A 20,060-nucleotide genomic window follows, 5' to 3' on the forward strand; every position below is an offset into this window, starting at 1 on the left:
CGCCCTCATCATGCTGCCGTGCTAGCGAGCTAGTAACCTAGCTTTCTGCCCTTATATCGTTTGCCCGCTATACTTATAGATATGAGTTTTGAGGAATTGATAGAACACAAAAAAGGACCTGATTTCTCGGATCCTCTGCAAGTACTTCTATATTTATAGAAAAAGTCAACCTTGCCCTTCCATCTTGTTCAGAAACGGAGCCGTCTTCTTGTAGGTTTCGCCCCATTCCTTCATTTTCTGAATGATGGGAATCAGGGTTCTGCCGAATTCCGTTAAGGTGTACTCCACCTTCGGAGGCACCTGATGGTACACCTCGCGATGAACGACGCCATCTTCCTCCAGCTCGCGAAGCTACAGCGTCAGCATCCGTTGGGTAATCCCCGGGCAAATCCGGCGAAACTCGTTAAATCGAATGGGTACCAATTTCGCTGGATTTCGCGGAAGCAGCAGCTCTGCCCTTGACCGGGATTACCGCCTGGGAAGCGTTGTTCGATCGTTTAGGCTTCTCCAAAGACGCCGACCAGAATGCCGGAAAAACGCTCTTGATCATTGGCGCCGCCGGAGGAGTTGGTTCTATCGCGACGCAACTCGCCAAGCATGCCGGACTTACGGTGATCGGCACGGCTTCCCGTCCTGAATCGGTGAAATGGGTGAAGGAGCTTGGTGCCGATGAGGTCATCAATCACTTTGAACCTTTTGTTCCCCAACTCCAAGCGCTGGGGTATGAACATGTTGACTATATCTTTTGCTTGAATACCGCAGAAAAACACTGGAAGAACATGGGGGCGGCATCACCCTGTTGCAGCAGAAAAGCGTCTCCTTCGTGTATGAGCTGATGTTCACCCGCCTGATGTTCCATACAGAGGATATGATTGAGCAGCACCATCTGCTGAACGCTCTAGCTGATTTGATCGATCAAGGGGTGATCCGCACGACAGCTGCGGAAAAGCTATCCCCCATCAACGCCGCCAATCTCCGCAAAGCCCATGCGCTCATCGAGACCGGAAGAACGATTGGCAAAGTGGTGCTGGAGCATTTCAGCTAAAGAAAAAACCATGCCGACGGCATGGTTTATCTTACATCTATGAACTTCACCTTAAGCCCAAGAGGGCTGAATTTTCAATACCGGGATTTCCTCTTTGGCAGCAGCCGATACTTTCTCGGTTTCCGGAGCGGTCTCTTCGACCGAAATGCGCCAAATGTCCGCGCCCAGGCCGGACAGCTTCTCGGCCAAATCCACATATCCCCGGTCAATATGATGCGTACCGCTGACTTCTGTCGTCCCGTCCGCTGCCAGTCCTGCCAAGATCAGTGCCGCTCCGGCACGAAGGTCGGTGGCGCAAACCTTAGCTCCGCTGAGCTTATTGCTCCCGGAGATAATCGCGCTGCGTCCTTCCACCTTAATGTCGGCATTCATTAAACGGAACTGATCCACGTGCATAAAGCGGTTTTCAAATACCGTCTCGGTAATGACACTAGCCCCTTCGGATACGAGCAGCAACGCCATCATTTGCGCTTGCATATCGGTTGGGAAGCCCGGATACGGCAACGTTTTAACATCCACCGCTTTCAGCGGTTTGTCTGCAATCACACGTACTCCGTTCTCCTGTACTTCCACGGTAACGCCCATTTCCTCAAGCTTGGAAATGACCGGTCCCAAGTGATCGGCAATCGCACCTTCAACAAAGACGTTCCCACCGGTAATGGCCGCAGCGACCATAAACGTACCCGCCTCGATCCGGTCCGGGATCACCGTATGCTCGCATCCACGCAACCGTTCGACGCCTTCAATCCGAATCATGCCCGTTCCCGCTCCGCGGACAACGGCTCCCATACTGTTCAAGTAGTTCGCCAAATCAACGATTTCCGGCTCTTTGGCCGCATTTTCAATAATGGTCGTGCCTTCCGCCAAGGTTGCCGCCATCATAATGTTCTCCGTTGCACCTACGCTGGCAACGTCCAAATAAATCTTGGCTCCGCGGAGGCGGCCGTTCGTCTTGGCTTCGATAAACCCGTGGCCGAGGGTGATCTCTGCACCCATCGCTTCGAAGCCCTTCAGATGCTGGTCAATCGGTCTGGTCCCGATCGCGCAGCCACCCGGGAGGGAAATCCGGGTGAATCCCATTCTTGTTAACAACGGACCCATGACAAGAAAAGACGCCCGCATCTTTCGCACCCATTCATAAGGCGCCTCGCAAGAAGCGATTTGCCGCGCATCAACAGTAATGACCTCTCGGTCATAGGTAACGGCTGCTCCTAGCGACTCTAACACTTTATTAATGGTCATTACATCGTCAAGAGGGGGCGCATCGCGAATGACGCTGACTCCTTCTTCACCCAGTAAAGACGCTGCAATGATCGGTAGCACTGAATTTTTAGCACCGCTGACTTTTACGTTCCCGGCCAAAACATTGCCACCGCGGACGATAAATTTGCTCATCATGGTTCCCTCCGCGCGTTCATTTTCACTTTTTTTCCCGATTTGGAAAAAGATTTACCTGGTTCATTCCCTAAATTTCATCATATCACCGGTCATTTAAGGCACACAAGGCTCCAATCTTGTCGAAAAAGCGTGTTTTGGCACAGAAATCGCTTCTTGCCCCGATTATGGACATGCTCTCGAGTTGTAGTCCTTATTCACCATTGTTGACACAATGAAATGATGTTATTCGACAATTTCCTTCCTGATCTGTCTGTAGACGAACCCCACAAACACTCAGTTTAATGCTCAAAACATATACTTCAGCATTTGGGTATATTGCCAATAATCCATAATAAAAGCAGCTACGAATCGGCCTAGTACAATGGCGAGCAGCAGATGCAGCAGCTTGCCTTGCGGGCTCTTGGGGTGGCGAATGAATAGATCCAGCTTCAAATTCTGCAGGGCCAGCCACGACAGCACCACGCACGCCAAGGAGACGAGGATCGCTGTCAAGCCGTTTACCCCCACTGAAGACGCTACCTGATCGACGGGATTCATAATAAATCCTCCATCACGTTTATATTTATGCAGCAAGTACCTAAACGGTTAATTCTTCCCCATTAGACGCTGTCACATTGATCCAAGTTGCGTTAGGTTCGTATTTATATATCGGTTTCAATCCTGTAAAAATATAGACCTTATATATCATACTTGGCATCGCCGCAATAATCCAGCTTTTCTTTGTCATGCAAAGGCTTCCAACGGCATCTATTACCAAAATATCATTCTGACGTCATTCTGTAAGAAAAAACAGGCACCCCAAAGAGGTGCCCGTTATTTTGCAGTCTATTGCTGTTTGCGGTTGGTAACAACGTTAATCCGGGTGACCGCCCGCTGCAACGCGAGCTCTGCACGGCGATGATCGATACGATCCTGGTTGCTGCGATTCGCCAAACGGCGTTCCGCACGCTCACGTGCCGCGATGGCCCGCTCCAGATCGATCTCCTCCGGCAGCTCTGCGCTCTCGGCAAGTACGATCACCTTATCGCCCTGTACTTCGATAAATCCACCGTGTACGGCGATGTACGTCTCTTCCTTGCCGATTTTCGCAACCACCGGGGCAACTTGCAGCGGGGTCACGAGCGGGATATGGCCCTTCAAAACGCCAAATTCCCCTTCAACGCCGCGGACCGTCAAGCTGTCAACCTCTTTCGAGAACACCACATGCTCCGGCGTAACGATTTCCAATAAAAAGGTGCTCAAGTGTTATCCCTCCTGTTCGTGGGACAGTTCATTTCTGAAGCATCCGGATTCGGCTTCGAATTACAGCGTTTTGGCCTTTTCGACAGCTTCTTCAATCGTTCCTACGAACAGGAACGCTGCTTCCGGAAGATCGTCATGCTTGCCTTCCAAGATTTCTTTGAAGCTGCGGACCGTCTCGGCGATCGGTACATATTTCCCTTTAATTCCCGTAAACTGCTCAGCCACGTGGAATGGCTGCGACAGGAAGCGTTCGATTTTCCGGGCACGGGCAACGAGCGTTTTATCGTCGTCGGACAATTCATCCATACCGAGGATCGCGATAATATCCTGCAGTTCTTTATAACGAGCCAAGATTTGTTTTACGCCTTGGGCTACGGCATAGTGCTCTTCGCCTACGATTTCCGGCGTCAAAATCCGCGAGCTGGAAGCCAGCGGGTCTACGGCCGGGAAAATCCCTTTCTCGGAAATTTTCCGTTCCAGGTTCGTCGTTGCGTCCAAGTGAGCAAACGTTGTAGCTGGAGCCGGGTCGGTATAGTCGTCCGCAGGAACGTAAATCGCTTGAATCGAAGTAACGGAACCTTTCTTCGTCGAAGTGATCCGTTCTTGCAATTGACCCATTTCAGTTGCCAGCGTCGGCTGGTAACCTACTGCGGAAGGCATCCGTCCGAGCAACGCGGAAACCTCAGAACCCGCTTGCGTAAACCGGAAGATGTTGTCGATGAAGAGCAATACGTCGCGGCCTTCTTGGTCGCGGAAGTATTCTGCCATCGTCAGCCCCGTCAAGGCTACGCGCAAACGTGCACCTGGCGGTTCGTTCATTTGACCGAAGACCATCGCCGTTTTCTCGATAACGCCGGATTCCGTCATTTCCATGTAAAGGTCGTTCCCTTCACGGGTACGTTCCCCTACGCCGGCAAATACGGAGATCCCGCCGTGTTCTTGAGCGATGTTATGGATCAATTCCTGAATCGTAACGGTTTTACCTACGCCGGCACCACCGAACAAGCCGATTTTACCACCTTTGGCATACGGCGCCAGCAGGTCGATAACCTTGATCCCGGTTTCCAGCATTTCCGCCTGCGTCGACAAATCTTCGAACTTCGGCGGTTCGCGGTGGATTGGGTATCTCAATTCGCTGTTGGCTTCACCTTTGTTATCAATCGGCTCACCCAGCACGTTAAATACGCGGCTCAATGTCGCCGAACCGACTGGAACCGAAATCGGTGCTCCTAAGTCGATTGCTTCCGTACCGCGCACAAGGCCGTCTGTCGAGGCCATTGCGATACAACGAACGAGGTTATCGCCCAGATGATTGGAAGCTTCCAGAACCAAAGCAGACTGGCCGTCTTGCTTCTCAATTTTAATTGCGTTATAGATTTCCGGGAGTTGACCGCGCTCAAATTCGATGTCAACAACCGGACCCATTACGCTGACAACGCGTCCTTTGTTCATCTTCGTTTCCCTCCTAAAATTGCTGCCCGGAACGATCAGCCTTGTGCGTTAGCTCCGGCCACGATCTCCGTAATTTCTTGCGTAATCGCCGCTTGACGAGCGCGGTTGTACGTCAGGGTAAGTTCATTAATCATCTTCGTCGCGTTTTTGGTCGCGCTGCCCATTGCAGTCATTTTCGCACCAAGCTCACTGGCTTTACCGTCAAGAAGCGCACCAAAGATCAACGTTTCGGCATATTTCGGAAGAAGCACTTCTAATACGCCTTCCGGCGAAGGTTCATACTCATAGCTGCTGACCGGCGCTTCGCTCTCCACCGAATCAAAGGGGAGAAGGCGCTCCACGGTTGGCAGTTGGGTAATCGCATTGATGAACCGGTTATAGCAAACGTAAATTTCGTCGAATTGTTCAGTTTCGAAGCCTTGCACCGCTGCATAGGTCAACGACTTAATATCCGCAAATCTCGGAGAGTCCGAAAGCTCAGTCACTTCATGAACAACCGGATAATTGCGGCGTTTGAAATAATCTCTGCCTTTACGGCCGATAACAAACAGTTCGTATTCCGAAGCCGAGGCGTGGCGAGAACGGATCAGATCCGTCACTTTCCGCAAAATATTCGCGTTATATCCGCCAACCAAACCGCCGTCGGACGTAATCACGATATACGCGGTCCGCTTGACCGGACGCGACACGAGCATCGGGTGACTAACGCCTTGAGAGGCAGCCGCGATGCTGGATACTACCTCTTTCAGCTTCTCTGAGTATGGCCGAGCCGCTTGCGCTCTCTCCTGCGCTTTACGCAGTTTCGCCGAGGCTACCATTTCCATCGCTTTGGTGATTTGCCGGGTGTTCTGAACGCTTTTAATCTGACGCTTGATTTCGCGCATCCCTTTTGCCATGATTTCACCACCTTAAAGTTTTGGCGAAGCCAAAACTAACTTCGTAAGCATGAGCCTAACTTTGGCCTGACCAAAGTATTTTTTACACATAGGCGTAAACCGGCATTGCGCTTAGCCAAGGCCGGTTTGCCGCAAGAACATTCTTATGCCGTAGTCGCGAAACCGCGTTTGAATTGCTCGATTACTTCTTTCAGCTTCGTTTCGTTCTCTGGCGTCAGATCCTTGGTGTCGCGGATCGACTGCAGAACATCGTCATGCTGATTTTGGACAAAAGACAGGAATTCCGCTTCGAAGCGGCGCACGTCAGCCAGCGGGATATCATCCAGATACCCTTTGACTGCGGTATACAAGCTGATGACTTGTAGTTCAACCGCCAACGGTTGGTTAACGCCTTGCTTCAGGATTTCCATCATACGCGAACCACGGGTCAACCGAGCTTGCGTCGATTTGTCCAGATCAGAACCGAACTGGGAGAACGCTTGAAGCTCGCGGTATTGGGCCAGGTCCAGACGCAACGTACCGGCAACCTTCTTCATTGCCTTGATTTGCGCGGAACCGCCAACCCGGGATACGGAGATACCCACGTTAACCGCTGGACGTTGACCGGAGTAGAACAGGTCGGACTCCAGGAAGATCTGACCGTCGGTAATGGAAATAACGTTTGTTGGAATGTACGCCGATACGTCGGAAGCTTGCGTTTCGATAAACGGAAGCGCCGTGATCGAACCGCCGCCAAGCTCGTCGCTCAGTTTGGCTGCACGTTCCAGCAGACGGGAGTGCAAGTAGAAGACGTCACCCGGATACGCCTCACGGCCCGGAGGACGACGGAGCAGCAAGGAAAGTTCGCGGTAAGCAGCTGCTTGTTTCGACAAATCGTCATAAATAATCAGGACATGCTCGCCTTTGTACATGAAGTACTCAGCCATAGCTACCCCAGCATAAGGAGCAATGTACAGAAGCGGTGCCGGTTCCGAAGCGGAAGCCGATACCACGATCGTGTAATCCAGTGCACCGTGGCGACGAAGTGTTTCAACTACGCTAACAACGGTCGATTGCTTCTGACCGATCGCTACGTAAATACATTTCACGCCATTGCCTTTTTGGTTGATGATCGTATCGATGGCAATCGCCGTTTTACCGGTTTGACGGTCACCGATAATAAGCTCCCGTTGACCACGACCGATCGGAACCATCGAGTCGATCGCTTTAATCCCCGTTTGCATTGGTTCATGAACCGATTTCCGGTCGATAACGCCAGGAGCGTTATTTTCGACTGGACGGAATTCCGTCGTTTCAATCGGTCCTTTCCCGTCGATCGGTTGACCCAGCGGGTTCACAACGCGGCCCAGCATCGCTTCGCCGACAGGAACCTGCATGATTTGGCCGGTCCGTTTCACTTGATCGCCTTCGCGGATTTCGCTGTAAGGGCCGAGGATAACGACACCCACATTGCTCTCTTCCAGGTTCAGAGCAAGACCAAAAATGCCATTTTCAAACTCGAGCAGCTCGTTTGCCATCGCGTTCTCAAGTCCGTGAACACGGGCGATACCGTCACCAACTTGAATAACGGTGCCGACTTCAGCTACTTCGATTTCCGATTTATATTGTTCGATCTGACTTTTAATCAGTGTACTGATCTCTTCAGGTCTGATACTCAAGTGTTTCACCCCTATCTACAGTGCTTGTCTTCGAAAAGACTTTTCAAGCCGTTCCAATTTCCCGGCCAAGCTTCCATCGTACAACGTGTCGCCAATTCGTACTTTCATTCCGCCAAGCAACGATTTGTCGATCACGTTCTCGACGCGAATCTTCTTATTTAAGAGGGCGCCGAACTCCGCAGCAACCTGCTGCTTCTCCTCTTCGCTAAGCGGGTAAGTCGTTGTCACCAACGCATTGGCAAGTCCAAGCGCTTCGCTGGAAATGCTCACGTAAGCGTCTACCAGCTCCGGCAAGAGTCCGATTCTTCCGCGTTCTACCAGAAGCTTCACCGTCGAAACTACAGGTTTGGACAGTTTGCCTTCAATCGCATTGGAGATGGCTTCCCATTTCGCCGATTCCGTAATCTTCGGTGAGGCAAGAAAATGCTCAATATCCCCTGCCTGGAAAGCTGCCGCCAGTGCTTTCAACTCTTCTTCAACTTCCAGCGTCCGGCTTTCCGCCGCAGCGATCTCATACAATGCTTTGGCATACCGTTTTGCAGCTACGGTCTCGCGGCTCATGAGCGGCCACCGACCTCTTTAAGGTACTTGTCAACCAGTTCGCCTTGAACGCTGTCTTCGCTGACTTCTTTCTCGATCAGCTTGGATGCGATCTTCACCGACACAGCGCCCACTTCGCTGCGAAGTTGTTCCACCGCGCGGTTCTTCTCGTTCTGAATGTCGCGTACCGCTTCTTCCTTCAAGCGGGCCGCCTCGTTCTTGGCTTCCTCCAGCATTTGAGCGGCTTGCTTGCTGCTCGTCTGCTTGGATTGTTCAATAATTTCATACGCCTCTTTGCGTGCTTGCTGAAGGGCAGCTTTTTGCTCCTCCACATAAGCATTTGCCTGTTCACGTGTTTGCGCCGCTTCACTCAGCTGTTGCTGAACGAGTTCACGACGCTTCTCCATCACGGAAAACAGCGGACCAAATGCGTATTTGTTCAACAAGAAGTATAAAATCCCGATCGCAATCAATGCGAGGACGGTGTTTTCCCATACGAATTCCAAACTCAAGTCACTCCTTTCCGAAGCCTATCCGCATATCGCGTATCGCCCGCCCTGGGCTAAAAAGAAGGCGAGGACGTCTGTGGCCTTCCCCGCCATTTCTTTTCTAAAAATCTTATTAAGCCTGACCAAAGAACATAAATGCCAGGACCACGCCGATGATCGGAAGTACCTCGATCAAACCTACGCCGATAAACATCGTTGTTTGCAGAGTGGACTTCGCTTCAGGTTGACGAGCGATCCCTTCAACTGTTTTGCTGATAACCATACCGTTACCCAGCGCTGCGCCAAATGCGCCCAAACCTGCTACGATAGCTGCTGCTAATAATGCCATTGCTCCCATTTTGTATATCCTCCTTAAGTAAAATCAATTTTTATAGTTCAGTCAGGTTGAAGTCGTTCTCCAATCCGTAACTTGAAACTTAGACTAGCTTATGCGGGCTTCCAACACTGCCCGGTTAATGCTCTTCGTGACTTTCCAGGTTTTGCGAGATATAAACCATCATCAAGATGACAAAGACGAAAGCCTGGATAGCACCTACGAAAATACTGAATCCATCCCATACCATCAAGAGCGGAACGGAGAAGATCGCACCAACCACGCTTGCTTTGGCCAACGTCATAATGGTGGAGATCAGTACCTCGCCTGCGAAGATATTCGCGTAAAGACGAACGCCATGCGTTACCAGCTTCGAGAGCTGCTCAATCAAGTTAATTGGTAGAAACAAAGGATAGGGCTGAACGTAATGCTTAAAATAATTTCTCGTGTTTCTCACCATCCCCAAACCGTGGGACAATGTGAAGACGAGCAAGGCCAGACCCATCGTTACGCTGAGATCAGCTGTCGGCGATTTCCACCATGCCACCTCGGCGTGAGCTTCCTCACCCGGATGCTTCTCGTGCTCTTCCGCGAGCACCTTCGTAACCGAAGTGATTTCCTGACCGAAAATTTTCGCTTTCGCCGGATCATCATACTCCGTTACGACCCCAAACAGAAGCCCTAGCATGTTGGCGACAAAGATAAACATAATCATCGTCATGGCCAGGGAGAGAAAAGGTCTTCCCTTCTTCAGATCCATGGTGCTGGAGATCAAGTTCTGAACAAACTCAGCTGCCCACTCCATGAAATTCTGAAGCTTGCCGGGATTCTCTACGGATAGATTCCGAGTCGCTAGACGCGCGATGACGAACACGATGGTGCAGGTCACCACCAGCATCAAGATGATGGACAAGTCCAAATGCAGACCGCCCAACTCTATGACCGGAGCTTCATGCATGTTTTCTCACCCCCATTCCAAGTTGAAATGCTATCAAGCTTTAAGGCTTACGAGAAAAACGAATACCTATAAAAAGAAGAAAAAATTGCGCAAAAACCAGACTGCCGGCAACCGCATACACGTTTAGATGCTGCGGATATTTCATCGCGGCAAATACCGCTAGAACCGCCAGTGCTGCACGGGTCAGAAATCCCATGTTCAACCGCTTCGAACCGCCGTTAACCGCGGCATCCAGTACCTGCCGGACCTTGCGGCCTAAGTAAACCGCGTTAATCCAGCTTACTGCTGAGCCGAGCGCTATGCTAAGCATGATGCTTTGATACTCCGGCAATAAAGCGCCTCCCAGAAAACACAGGGCCAAGAAACCTAGGGTTCCGGCTGTCAGAGCGCGGTTGTATTTCGAGAGCTCATCCATCATTTCCTCCCACAACCGACTTAATCAGAGCGACAATGCCGATAATTCCCGCTGCAATGCCGATCAGAACCCCAAGGCCGATGCCCAGTCCATTCTTGAACCACAGCTTATCCAACCAGGCGCCAAGGAAGTAACCTCCCACAGCGCACACGGCAAAGTTCGTTCCTAAAGCGGTTACCACAGCGACAGCCTTCCATACGCTGTTGTTGTTTTTATCAGGTTTAATCGGGTCTTTCATCTCAAATCACCCTAATAATCCCAATTTATTTTACTAATTGTGAAGAGTTATTGTCAATTGAGGTTTTTTAGTGATTTAAAGCCATGAAATGCTAAATTTGCCCTTGCAATCCTGAATAAAACGCATACAGCGTACAGTAATACTGTATACTTTTTTGGGCTCGCGATCAAAACAAATTTTCGCTAGTTTGTGAACTTTCTGTGAAATTCCTCCGGACGATCCTTCAAAAATCCAAAATGGTGACAAATCGCATTGACAATTCTTTGAGATGCTTGTCCATCACCATACGGATTCGCTGCCCGGCTCATTGATTCGTATAGCTTCTGATCGCTAAGCAACGCCTTTGTCCGTTCATAAACCATCTCCTCATTTGTGCCGACCAACTCCAGCGTCCCCGCTTCGATCCCTTCGGGACGCTCCGTCGTATCGCGAAGCACCAGCACCGGAACACCAAAGGAAGGTGCTTCTTCCTGCAAACCGCCCGAATCCGTAAGTATCAAATGCGTATGAGGGTAGAAGTTGTGCAAATCCACCACATCTAATGGATCAATAAGTTTAATACGGGGATGATCGCCCAACGTTGCATAGGCCGGTTCCCTTACCGCAGGGCTGGGGTGAACCGGATACACGATGGCTACATCCTCAAACTCATCGGCAATTCTTCTTACGGCGCGGAAAATATTCAGATGCGGTTCGCCTTGCGACTCGCGGCGGTGCGCCGTCATGAGAATAAGCCGCTTTCCAGCGGCCCAGTCCAGCACAGAATTTGTGTAATTCGGCTGTACTGTATATTGAAACACATCCGTCACCGTGTTGCCTGTGACATATATAGCTGACTCCGGTTTATTTTCCTTACGTAAATTTCCAGCCGACCATTCCGTCGGAGCAAAATGAAGATCGGCCAAAACGCCGGTCAGCTGACGATTCATCTCTTCCGGATAAGGGGAAAGCTTGTTCCACGTCCGCAACCCGGCCTCGACATGCCCCACCTTAATTTGCTGCAGGAAAGCGGCGTAACTTGCCAAGAAAGTCGTTAAAGTATCGCCGTGTACAAGCACAATGTCGGGTTTGGCTTCCTTAAGGACGCCTTCCAATCCTTGCAATACACGAATCGTAATTTCGTTTAGCGTCTGGTTTGGCTTCATGACGTCCAGATCGTAATCCGGAACGATCTTAAAGACGTCCAGCACCTGATCAAGCATTTCGCGGTGCTGCGCCGTCACACACACCACCGATTCGATTTGTTCGGGATGCTTCTGCAATTCCAGAATCAGCGGCGCCATCTTAATCGCTTCGGGTCTGACGCCGAAGATCGTCATTACTTTAATCTTGCCCACCCTACTCAATTCCTTCCATATAGAGGTAATCAAAATAAGTTGTTGTCGTCTGCCTGTCTCGCAGCAACTAACTGTAAAAGCTACCGTTAATTTTGGGATATCCGGCATAAGTGCCTCGATTAGCTGTAAAAGCTACCGTTAATTTCGGCGCAATCCCGCATTTTCGCTGAGATCGGCCAAATTAGAGGTAGGATTTACTGTTATTTCTCTTCATTGCGCAAATAATAGAAAATTAACGGTACAATTTGCCGTTAAACCGGCCCTATGCCCTACGCCTTCGCCCCAACCATCTCCTAAGACGTTGGAGTTCCTATTCAGACGTTTGACTTACTTCGTGCCGTACAACCGGTCACCGGCATCGCCCAAGCCCGGAATGATATAGCCGTGTTCGTTCAGATGGCTGTCCAAAGCCGCTACATAAATGTCTACGTCCGGATGCTCATCATGCACCGCCTTAACCCCTTCCGGCGCGGCGATCAGGTTCATCATTTTGATCTGCGTGCAGCCGCGATTCTTCAACGCGGTGATCGCTGCAATAGCGGATCCCCCGGTGGCCAGCATCGGGTCGATGACGATCAGCTCGCGTTCCTGAACATCGGTAGGAAGCTTGATGTAATACTCAACCGGCTGCAGCGTATCCGGGTCACGGAACAGGCCGACATGTCCCACCTTTGCCGCAGGAAGCAGCTTCAACACTCCGTCAAGCATACCCAGCCCGGCGCGGAGAATCGGAATCAGCCCCAGCATCCGCCCAGAGATGACCTTCGACTCGGCCTCAGCGACCGGCGTCTGCACTTTGATCGACTCGAGCGGAATGTCCCGCGTAATTTCATAAGCCATCAACGTCGCCACCTCATCTACCAGTTCACGAAAATCCTTTGTGTTCGTGCGCATGTCGCGGATAAAAGTCAGTTTGTGTTGAATCAAAGGGTGATCACATACCACCAATTTTCTCATATTTCGTTCGTCCCTCCGGTTTTAATGCTAAGTCTTTACTTGCTTGTTCGTTCCCATTCTTCGAACGCTCCACAAATCTTGTCTATTATATCACTCCAAGATGGCATTTTCACCCTCAAGCCAACTTGTCAGAAAGCCGTCATAAAAACGTCACTCACCCCCATAAATAAGCCGTCTGACGCCCAAAAGCCCCACTTCTCCTCTCAGGCATTCTTGACAATTTGGAAAAAATTCTCACCCTTCCAATGCTGCCATTCCAGCCGGAAGATTCCCCACGTACCAGAAGTGAAACGCCAATAAGCCGGGAGCAGACGCTCCCGGCTTTGTTATGAGGCCTAACGGCCTGCCGTTGTCGTTGATCAAATTAATACTGCAAGTTCGGATACAGCGGGTACCGATCCGTTAATTCCGACACCTGTTTGCGTGCTTTATCCAGCACTGCTTCGTCCTTCGGCGATTTCAGCACGGCAGCGATGATCTGCCCGATTTCCTTCATCGCTTCCTCATCCATGCCGCGGGAAGTGGCAGCCGGCGTACCGATACGGATGCCGCTGGTGATGAATGGGCTGGTCGGGTCAAACGGAATCGCGTTTTTGTTCACCGTGATCCCAATCGAATCCAGCACATGCTCAGCGTCTTTCCCCGTGATGTTCAGGTTGCGCGTATCCACCAGCATCAGGTGGTTATCCGTGCCGCCGGACACGATGTTCAGGCCTTCGGCCATCAGCGTTTCCGCCAGGACCTTGGCGTTTTTCACGACGTTTTCGGCATAGGTTTTAAAAGAAGGCTGAAGCGCTTCGCCCAATGCAACTGCTTTAGAAGCAATCACATGCATCAGCGGGCCGCCTTGCGTCCCCGGGAATACCGCTTTGTCGATGGCAGCTGCCCATGGCTGTTTGCACAGAATCATCCCGCCGCGCGGTCCGCGCAGCGTCTTGTGGGTCGTTGTCGTCACAAAATGAGCATGCGGCACCGGGTTCGGATGCAAGCCTGCAGCCACAAGACCAGCGATATGCGCCATGTCGACCATGAACAGCGCACCTACGTCGCTTGCGATCGAAGCCAGCTTCTCGAAATCGATAATGCGCGGATAAGCGCTCGCCCCGGCAACGATCAGACGCGGACGATGTTTAAACGCTGCTTTGCGCACTTCATCGTAATCGATCAGGAACGTATCTTCTTGTACACCGTAAGCCACGAAATTATAGTACAAGCCGGAAGCGTTAACCGGGCTGCCGTGGGTCAAGTGGCCGCCATGCGCCAGGTTCATCCCCAACACGGTGTCACCGGTTTTGAGGGCAGCCAGGTAAACCGCAAGGTTCGCTTGCGCACCGGAATGCGGTTGAACGTTGGCGTGCTCAGCGCCAAACAGTTCTTTTGCGCGGTCGCGGGCGATATTTTCCACAATGTCCACACGTTCGCAGCCGCCATAATACCGTTTGCCCGGGTATCCTTCGGCGTATTTGTTCGTGAGTACGGATCCCATCGCTTCCATGACCGCCTCGCTGACGATGTTCTCGGAAGCGATCAGCTCAATGTTGTTGCGCTGACGCTTCAGCTCCAGATTCATGGCCTCCAGCACAGCCGGATCTTGCTTTCTCAAATTTTCCATCTTCCGTTATCCTCCTTAGAATCAAAGCCTATTCTTCATCGCAAAGCGTGGAATCCGAATCCGGCGGCAGCGTATAAACCGCCCGTTCCCCGCCGATCAGCTTCGGACGGGTCGTCGCTGCCGTAACGCGCGCTTGCCCAACCTGGCGCAGTGAAGGACGAAACGGCACAGCCACCCGCCGCAAATGCATGCCGATCAGCGTTTCGCCGATATCGATCCCGGCGTGGGCTTCCAGCGTTTCTGCCAAGCACGGGGCCGACAAACGCCTATAGGCTGCAGCGGCCATCGATCCGCCCGCCTTCGGCACGGGAACCGCAGCCACCTCCGTCAAGGAAAGCCGCTCCAGCACCGCCCGTTCGACCACCAGCGCACGGTTTAAATGCTCGCAGCATTGAAACGCGACGTCAAAGCCGTATTTGGCCCGAACCTGTTCGATCCCGGCCCACAGCTCGGCCGCGATGTCCTCAGCTCCGCTTGTGCCGATTCGTTTGCCCGCCACTTCACTGGTGCTGGCCCCGATGACCAGCAGCTTCCCCGGACCCAGATGAGCTGCAGCGGCCACTTCCTCCGCAATCGTTGCTACCTGTGTCCGCAGGGTTCCGAGCTTTTCACGTTCCATGTGATGCCAGCTCCTTTCTCCGTAAACCATAAAACATGTCACAAAGACTGTCCTTATTATATCAGAGAAAGGCGCACCGCAAACGGATGTCCGTCCGCTTCACTCAAAACCAACCAACAAAAAAAGAGCATAACGCAACTTACGTGCGTCGTGCTCTTTGCCCAGGCGACCGGCCGTATTCTCCGATGCTCCATCGTGGTTTGATCCACTCTTGTCGCCAGTTACATCGGAGCTAAAACTTCTGCTATTAGAATAAAGCATCCGCGAAGCAAATGCAACTGGTTTAATGCCCCTCGCCGCGCTCCAGCTTGGCGATCAGCTTCTCAAGCGCTGCGCTGATCTCCGCCGCCGTTCGGTCATAGTCCGCTCGCGAACCGCCAAACGGATCGGAAATATCGAAAGTGGGCAGCCGAAGATGCAGTTCATCCAGCCGCCGCTGCTGCTCCGCAGGCCACTCGTTCCCCAGCGCCCGCGCCAGCTCCCGGTCCGCCGCGAGGCGCCGGAACTCCTCCAAGGTAGCTAATATGGAGGCGTCTTCTTCAACGTATTCTTTTAATGTAAATATTTTATCGGCTGTCTCCGGAAATGAATGAATCACCTGGCGCTTATGCCCTTGCGTCAGCGTCAGAATCAGATCGGCCCACTCCGCCAGTTCGGCATAGAGAGGGGTAGATTCAAAAGTATCCTTAATCCCCCGGTCCCGTAGCACGGCTTCCGCATGACGGGAAATGGAGGCCCCTTTCATGGCGGCTACGCCAGCCGAGCGGACTTCCACGTCCAGCCCCCGGTCCCGCGCCAGCTTGCGCAGCATACCTTCGGCCATCGGGCTGCGGCAGGTATTTCCGGTACACACAAACAAGATGCGCATGCCCTTTCACCTCCATATTCAGCGGGAAGGCTTACCCGCGTTTGGACCTTATTTTATCACGAAAGGCCTCGGTTTCAAAAGATAAACAATAGTCCAAACGCCAGCAAGATCGCGCCGCCGGCCGCCTCCCCGTAATCGCCCAGCGAACGCCCCACCCCTCGCCCCATCGCCAGCCCGACCAAGGACATGATACCGCCAAAAAATCCAAAAGCCAGCACCGTCAGCAGCCAGTCTCCTTGGAACATGCCCAGCGACACGCCAACGGAAAACGAATCGATGCTGACGCTCAGCGAAAACAGCAGCACGCCTAACCAGGTCCGGTGGTTGATCGACTGTACACCGCTGCCTTTAACCGAGCTGACGATCATATGCGCGCCAAGCAGGAACAGGAGCCCGCCTGCCACGTATCGTGCCAAGCTTCCGAGCAGCGCGCCGACATACTGTCCCGCCGCGATCCCCAACAGAGGCATTAGCACGTGAAAGAGAGCCACCATCGTCCCGATACGGAACGCATCTTTCCGCCGGACTCCCTTCATCCCGATGCCGACGCCCAGCGATAAAGCATCCAGCCCCAGCGCAATCGCCATCAGCAGGATCGTCACCAGCTCTCCCAGCCGCTCATAAGCCTCTGTCATAACCGTTAGTCCCCTTTGTTCCGTCTTTTGTACAACCATATGCGGACAGGTCCCGGTTCATGACTTAAGGGGCACGTGGGGCTTTGGGTGAGAAGGGGGAATCGAGGGGCGCGGATCCCCCACCAACGTGGAATTAACGGTAAAAGATGGCGTTATTTTCTCAACATTTGGGGGAGATCGGACAATTAACGGTATTTTGTGTCGCTAATTCGCCCTCTAGTCGGCCGTTCTCCCGATATCCGCAAAAATAACACCACGATTTACCGCTATTTGCGCAAAACAAGGCCTTACCTCTAAAAATAACGCCAGTTTTTACCGCTAATCACTGCCAAAAGCGCCGAACGAGCCTCTACGGTACGAATCGTACTTAAGCTCGCCCTTTAGTTCAGCAGGTGAAGCGTTCATTCCACTAATCTTCCCAACCGCCGAACAAATCGATCTGACGCGGCGGAAGCTCGCGCGGCGATTGGCCCAGCAGGCCCATCATGTCTAGAGCGTTTGCCGCTGCATCTCCGCCGGAATTGTTGTTGAAGATCATACAAATCTCCTTCGTCCCTTGGCTGAACAACTGGTCCAACATTCCAACCCAGTCCTGCAACTCCTCCAGCGAATAGCGGTACAACGTACGAATCTCCCGCCAATTGGGTGCGCTGGCTTGACTCCAACCTGCGGCATTTCGCCCATGCATGCGGACGATCGTTAACTCGGGGTCAGTGGGTTCCAGCACCGTGGGAACCGAGCCTCGTCCGATCTGGGGCTCATCGCAAACGATATGGATCCAGCCCTCCTGGCGCATGAACTCCAATGTGCGCTCTCGGTTAGCGGGCGTGAACCAGCTTTGATGGCGAAACTCCAGCGCTAGCGGCAGGTTCCCCATCCATTTGCGGATCGCGCGCAGCTGCCGGACATGCTCCGCCGTGCAGTCGAACCAGGGCGGGAATTGGAACATCACGGCCTTGAGCCGGCCCGCCTCCACCACCGGGCGAATCGAATCCAGATACGCCTGGAACATGTCCCCCGGACCGCCAAACGGCGATTTCCCCCGGCTATGTCCGGTCATCCCTTGGTACGCTTTGATGATAAACGTGAAATCGGACGGCGTCTCCGCCAACCAGCGGCGATAGACCTCTTCCCCCAGTACGGCGTAAAACGAACTGTCCACCTCTACCACGTTAAAATACTTCGCGTACCAAGCGAGCTTGTCTTTGGCCGGCGTTCGGGCAGGGTATAAATCGTCATGATCGCCCCAGCCGGCCAGGCCGATGCGGATCATGACCTCACCCCCTGCCCTCTTCCGAATCTCCGCCGGCGTCAATCACCCGGTGACCGGCGGCTTTCAGCAGCCGGTTCATCACCGCCGAGCCGAGCCCTTCCTCGGGGCAGGCTTCGGCGAGGATATAGGTGACGCCGCATTCGTCGAAGCGGCGGAGCGCAGCGTAGAGACGGTGCGCCGCCGTCTCCAGCTCATCCTCGCGGCCGAGCGAGAGCGCGCAGTCGGCGCGGTAGGACGGGAGGCGCTCGTCGAAGGCGAGCACGCCCGTCTTCTCCCCGCGCGCCGTGGCCGCCGCGAGCTCGGCCCGGATGCGGTCCGCCACCCGGTCGGCGGACCCGCGCACAATATGCAACACGCCCTGCGGCGCATAGTGCGTGTACTTCATGCCCGGCGCGCGAGGCGCAGCCGCCGGGCCAGGGGCCGCTTCGCCGCCCGCCTTCGCCTTCGGCTGCAGGGCGGCGTCCAGCCGCACGCCCGCGCCAGCCACGCGGGCGAGCTGCTCCACCGTGATCCCGCCAGGGCGGAGCACGGTGACAACCCCGTCCCGGCCGGCTTCCACGACCGTCGACTCTAGGCCCACCCCGGTGGGCCCGCCGTCGACGATGCCGTCAATGCGGCCGGACAAGTCCTCGCCCACGTGGCTCGCCAGCGTGGGGCTCGGACGGCCAGACCGGTTGGCGCTAGGCGCCGCCACTGGGCACGCCGCTGCGGCGATCAGCCGCAGCGCCACGTCGTGGGCGGGCATACGCACGCCCACGGTGGACAACCCCGCCGTCACGCGCGGTGAGACGGCGCCTTCGGACACGGGCAGCACCAGCGTGAGCGGCCCGGGCCAAAACGCCTCCATGAGCCGCCGTGCCGTCTCGTTCACTTCCGTGACGAGTCCGTCCAGCTGGCTCACGTCGGCGATGTGCACGATGAGCGGATTATCGGACGGGCGGCCCTTAGCGGCAAAAATCGCCTCCACCGCCGCCGTATTCCGCGCATCCGCGCCAAGCCCATACACCGTCTCCGTCGGGAACGCCACCGTCCCGCCGGAGGCTAGTACAGCGGCGGCTTCTTTCAGCGCCGCCGCTTCCTCCGCATCCACATCATCCGGCACTCCAGCCCCAGCTCCAGTTCCAGGCTGGACATGCCACCAACGTGTCGTTTTGGAGGCCACTTCTTTTAAAGCAGGAAGATCCCCGCTGTGTTCCGCTTGATTTGGTTTCATAGATTCCTGTCGGCTCATTCTCGTTCATCCCAAACTGTTCAATAATATATTCTACTATTATACCCGAACCCAGCCATGCGCATAGCCGCAAAAAAACCGCCCGGCATCCCCGAACGGTTAAACAGTTCTCAATATATAAATCATTAAGCAAATAGACTAACAATCCAGTTCCAGAGCTTCACCAGCATATCCCACAGGAAGAAACGCACTTCCGTCTCCTCCGGTTCAACCTGAACGGCATCTCCCGCAGCCCCGGCAGCCGAGGCCTTTGCTGTTGCAGTGGTTACCGCCCCCGCGTCCTTAGCCAACGCGTCCCCGCTCCCGGCGTCGATGAAGCAAAGCGGCGGAAACAACACACACCACCAGTTTTTCCCTTTCCCCTCGCCCAGCGTCACGCGCAGCGCTTCGTAGTCGCCCGCTGGATAAACGGCACCGCCGTACATTTTGGTCGGAAACGGCACGGTGCCGAGCTCAACTTGATAGTCGTAGTTTTTGCCATATTGCTTAAGCGTTTGACCAACTTGCTCCTCGATAGCCGGCAGATGCTCGCGGATCACCTGGCGCGCTTCCTCCAGACTCTGCGGATTCTCCAGCTGTGCAACCCAGCCGTTCATTTGCTCAACGACAGCATCGCGAACACGACGTTTGACGAGTTGATCCGCAGCTCCATCCGAATTTGCAAGAATGCGCAGCCGAATCGATTCCTGCGGAATCTGAGAAATCACCGCTTGCGACCCCGCCGCCGCGGCTGTATCAACCATTTGTCCTTCCCAGGACATCATCAACATAACAATCGAAAAAAAGATAAGTGCGATTTTCTTACGGGAAAATGAACGTCTACCCATGATTCCTTGCTCCTAACCAAACCGGTATTTCAGCCGC

Annotated in this window: 21 protein-coding genes, 2 pseudogenes and 1 riboswitch; of the genes and pseudogenes, 1 reads left to right on the forward strand and 22 read right to left on the reverse strand. The window is 53.5% G+C overall.

Annotation, left to right across the window (positions count from 1 at the left end; genetic code table 11):
• Positions 1 to 165: 165 nt before the first annotated feature.
• Positions 166 to 411, reverse strand: a pseudogene (locus U9M73_RS15695) (winged helix-turn-helix transcriptional regulator); the annotation flags it as partial.
• A gap of 8 nt (positions 412 to 419) precedes the next feature.
• Here U9M73_RS15695 and U9M73_RS15700 point away from each other — a divergent pair.
• Positions 420 to 1,045 (forward strand): annotated as a pseudogene (locus U9M73_RS15700) (zinc-binding alcohol dehydrogenase family protein); the annotation flags it as partial.
• Positions 1,046 to 1,096: 51 nt separating this feature from the next.
• Here U9M73_RS15700 and murA read toward each other — a convergent pair.
• The 21 genes from murA to spoIIR all read right to left on the reverse strand — a co-directional run bounded on the left by murA (position 1,097) and on the right by spoIIR (position 20,023).
• Positions 1,097 to 2,440, reverse strand: coding sequence for a UDP-N-acetylglucosamine 1-carboxyvinyltransferase (gene murA / locus U9M73_RS15705; protein ID WP_036644207.1), 1,344 nt, complete (start codon positions 2,438 to 2,440; stop codon positions 1,097 to 1,099).
• 288 nt (positions 2,441 to 2,728) lie between these two features.
• Positions 2,729 to 2,980, reverse strand: a complete 252-nt coding sequence (locus U9M73_RS15710; protein ID WP_016314167.1) for a DUF1146 family protein — start codon at positions 2,978 to 2,980, stop codon at positions 2,729 to 2,731.
• 288 nt (positions 2,981 to 3,268) lie between these two features.
• Positions 3,269 to 3,685, reverse strand: a complete 417-nt coding sequence (locus U9M73_RS15715) for a F0F1 ATP synthase subunit epsilon (RefSeq protein ID WP_016314168.1) — start codon at positions 3,683 to 3,685, stop codon at positions 3,269 to 3,271.
• 60 nt (positions 3,686 to 3,745) lie between these two features.
• Entirely contained in the window at positions 3,746 to 5,137 is a 1,392-nt protein-coding gene (atpD, locus tag U9M73_RS15720) for a F0F1 ATP synthase subunit beta (protein ID WP_009223744.1), read from the reverse strand.
• 35 nt (positions 5,138 to 5,172) lie between these two features.
• Complete coding sequence (gene atpG, locus U9M73_RS15725) at positions 5,173 to 6,033, reverse strand: ATP synthase F1 subunit gamma (RefSeq protein WP_016314170.1); 861 nt, start codon at positions 6,031 to 6,033, stop codon at positions 5,173 to 5,175.
• A gap of 143 nt (positions 6,034 to 6,176) precedes the next feature.
• Positions 6,177 to 7,691, reverse strand: coding sequence for a F0F1 ATP synthase subunit alpha (atpA, locus tag U9M73_RS15730; protein ID WP_016314171.1), 1,515 nt, complete (start codon positions 7,689 to 7,691; stop codon positions 6,177 to 6,179).
• Positions 7,692 to 7,706: 15 nt separating this feature from the next.
• The gene (locus tag U9M73_RS15735) at positions 7,707 to 8,252 is read right to left on the reverse strand and encodes a F0F1 ATP synthase subunit delta (RefSeq protein ID WP_009223741.1); all 546 of its coding nucleotides are present in this window, start codon (positions 8,250 to 8,252) and stop codon (positions 7,707 to 7,709) included.
• Positions 8,249 to 8,737, reverse strand: a complete 489-nt coding sequence (atpF, locus tag U9M73_RS15740) for a F0F1 ATP synthase subunit B (protein ID WP_009223740.1) — start codon at positions 8,735 to 8,737, stop codon at positions 8,249 to 8,251. The genes U9M73_RS15735 and atpF overlap by 4 nt, the downstream gene beginning before the upstream one ends.
• A 115-nt stretch (positions 8,738 to 8,852) precedes the next feature.
• A complete protein-coding gene (gene atpE, locus U9M73_RS15745; RefSeq protein WP_009223739.1) occupies positions 8,853 to 9,077 on the reverse strand; it encodes a F0F1 ATP synthase subunit C in 225 nt (74 codons plus the stop codon).
• 115 nt (positions 9,078 to 9,192) lie between these two features.
• The gene (atpB, locus tag U9M73_RS15750; RefSeq protein ID WP_009223738.1) at positions 9,193 to 10,011 is read right to left on the reverse strand and encodes a F0F1 ATP synthase subunit A; all 819 of its coding nucleotides are present in this window, start codon (positions 10,009 to 10,011) and stop codon (positions 9,193 to 9,195) included.
• 40 nt (positions 10,012 to 10,051) lie between these two features.
• The gene (locus U9M73_RS15755; RefSeq protein WP_323078000.1) at positions 10,052 to 10,426 is read right to left on the reverse strand and encodes an ATP synthase subunit I; all 375 of its coding nucleotides are present in this window, start codon (positions 10,424 to 10,426) and stop codon (positions 10,052 to 10,054) included.
• Entirely contained in the window at positions 10,419 to 10,664 is a 246-nt protein-coding gene (locus U9M73_RS15760; RefSeq protein WP_260071015.1) for an AtpZ/AtpI family protein, read from the reverse strand. Before U9M73_RS15760 ends, U9M73_RS15755 begins: the two co-directional genes overlap by 8 nt.
• Positions 10,665 to 10,846: 182 nt before the next feature.
• Positions 10,847 to 12,001, reverse strand: a complete 1,155-nt coding sequence (gene wecB, locus U9M73_RS15765) for a non-hydrolyzing UDP-N-acetylglucosamine 2-epimerase (protein WP_311202277.1) — start codon at positions 11,999 to 12,001, stop codon at positions 10,847 to 10,849.
• A gap of 327 nt (positions 12,002 to 12,328) precedes the next feature.
• Positions 12,329 to 12,958 (reverse strand): uracil phosphoribosyltransferase, encoded by a 630-nt coding sequence (gene upp / locus U9M73_RS15770; RefSeq protein ID WP_260071016.1) that lies wholly within the window; start codon positions 12,956 to 12,958, stop codon positions 12,329 to 12,331.
• Positions 12,959 to 13,322: 364 nt separating this feature from the next.
• Positions 13,323 to 14,570, reverse strand: a complete 1,248-nt coding sequence (glyA, locus tag U9M73_RS15775) for a serine hydroxymethyltransferase (protein WP_009223733.1) — start codon at positions 14,568 to 14,570, stop codon at positions 13,323 to 13,325.
• 28 nt (positions 14,571 to 14,598) lie between these two features.
• A complete protein-coding gene (locus tag U9M73_RS15780) occupies positions 14,599 to 15,189 on the reverse strand; it encodes a TIGR01440 family protein (RefSeq protein WP_009223732.1) in 591 nt (196 codons plus the stop codon).
• A 152-nt stretch (positions 15,190 to 15,341) separates the two neighbouring features.
• Positions 15,342 to 15,424, reverse strand: a riboswitch (ZMP/ZTP riboswitch).
• Between the two features lie 48 nt (positions 15,425 to 15,472).
• On the reverse strand, positions 15,473 to 16,057 hold the full coding sequence (locus tag U9M73_RS15785) for a low molecular weight protein arginine phosphatase (RefSeq protein ID WP_323078004.1): 585 nt from the start codon (positions 16,055 to 16,057) through the stop codon (positions 15,473 to 15,475).
• Between the two features lie 74 nt (positions 16,058 to 16,131).
• A complete protein-coding gene (locus U9M73_RS15790; RefSeq protein WP_323078005.1) occupies positions 16,132 to 16,692 on the reverse strand; it encodes a manganese efflux pump MntP in 561 nt (186 codons plus the stop codon).
• Between the two features lie 409 nt (positions 16,693 to 17,101).
• A complete protein-coding gene (locus U9M73_RS15795) occupies positions 17,102 to 17,965 on the reverse strand; it encodes a DUF72 domain-containing protein (protein ID WP_009223729.1) in 864 nt (287 codons plus the stop codon).
• A gap of 4 nt (positions 17,966 to 17,969) precedes the next feature.
• Complete coding sequence (locus tag U9M73_RS15800) at positions 17,970 to 19,178, reverse strand: L-threonylcarbamoyladenylate synthase (protein ID WP_407673941.1); 1,209 nt, start codon at positions 19,176 to 19,178, stop codon at positions 17,970 to 17,972.
• A gap of 143 nt (positions 19,179 to 19,321) precedes the next feature.
• A complete protein-coding gene (spoIIR, locus tag U9M73_RS15805; RefSeq protein WP_028538178.1) occupies positions 19,322 to 20,023 on the reverse strand; it encodes a stage II sporulation protein R in 702 nt (233 codons plus the stop codon).
• Positions 20,024 to 20,060 lie beyond the last annotated feature (37 nt).

Source organism: Paenibacillus phoenicis, from assembly GCF_034718895.1.
GTDB classification, from domain to species: domain Bacteria; phylum Bacillota; class Bacilli; order Paenibacillales; family Paenibacillaceae; genus Fontibacillus; species Fontibacillus phoenicis.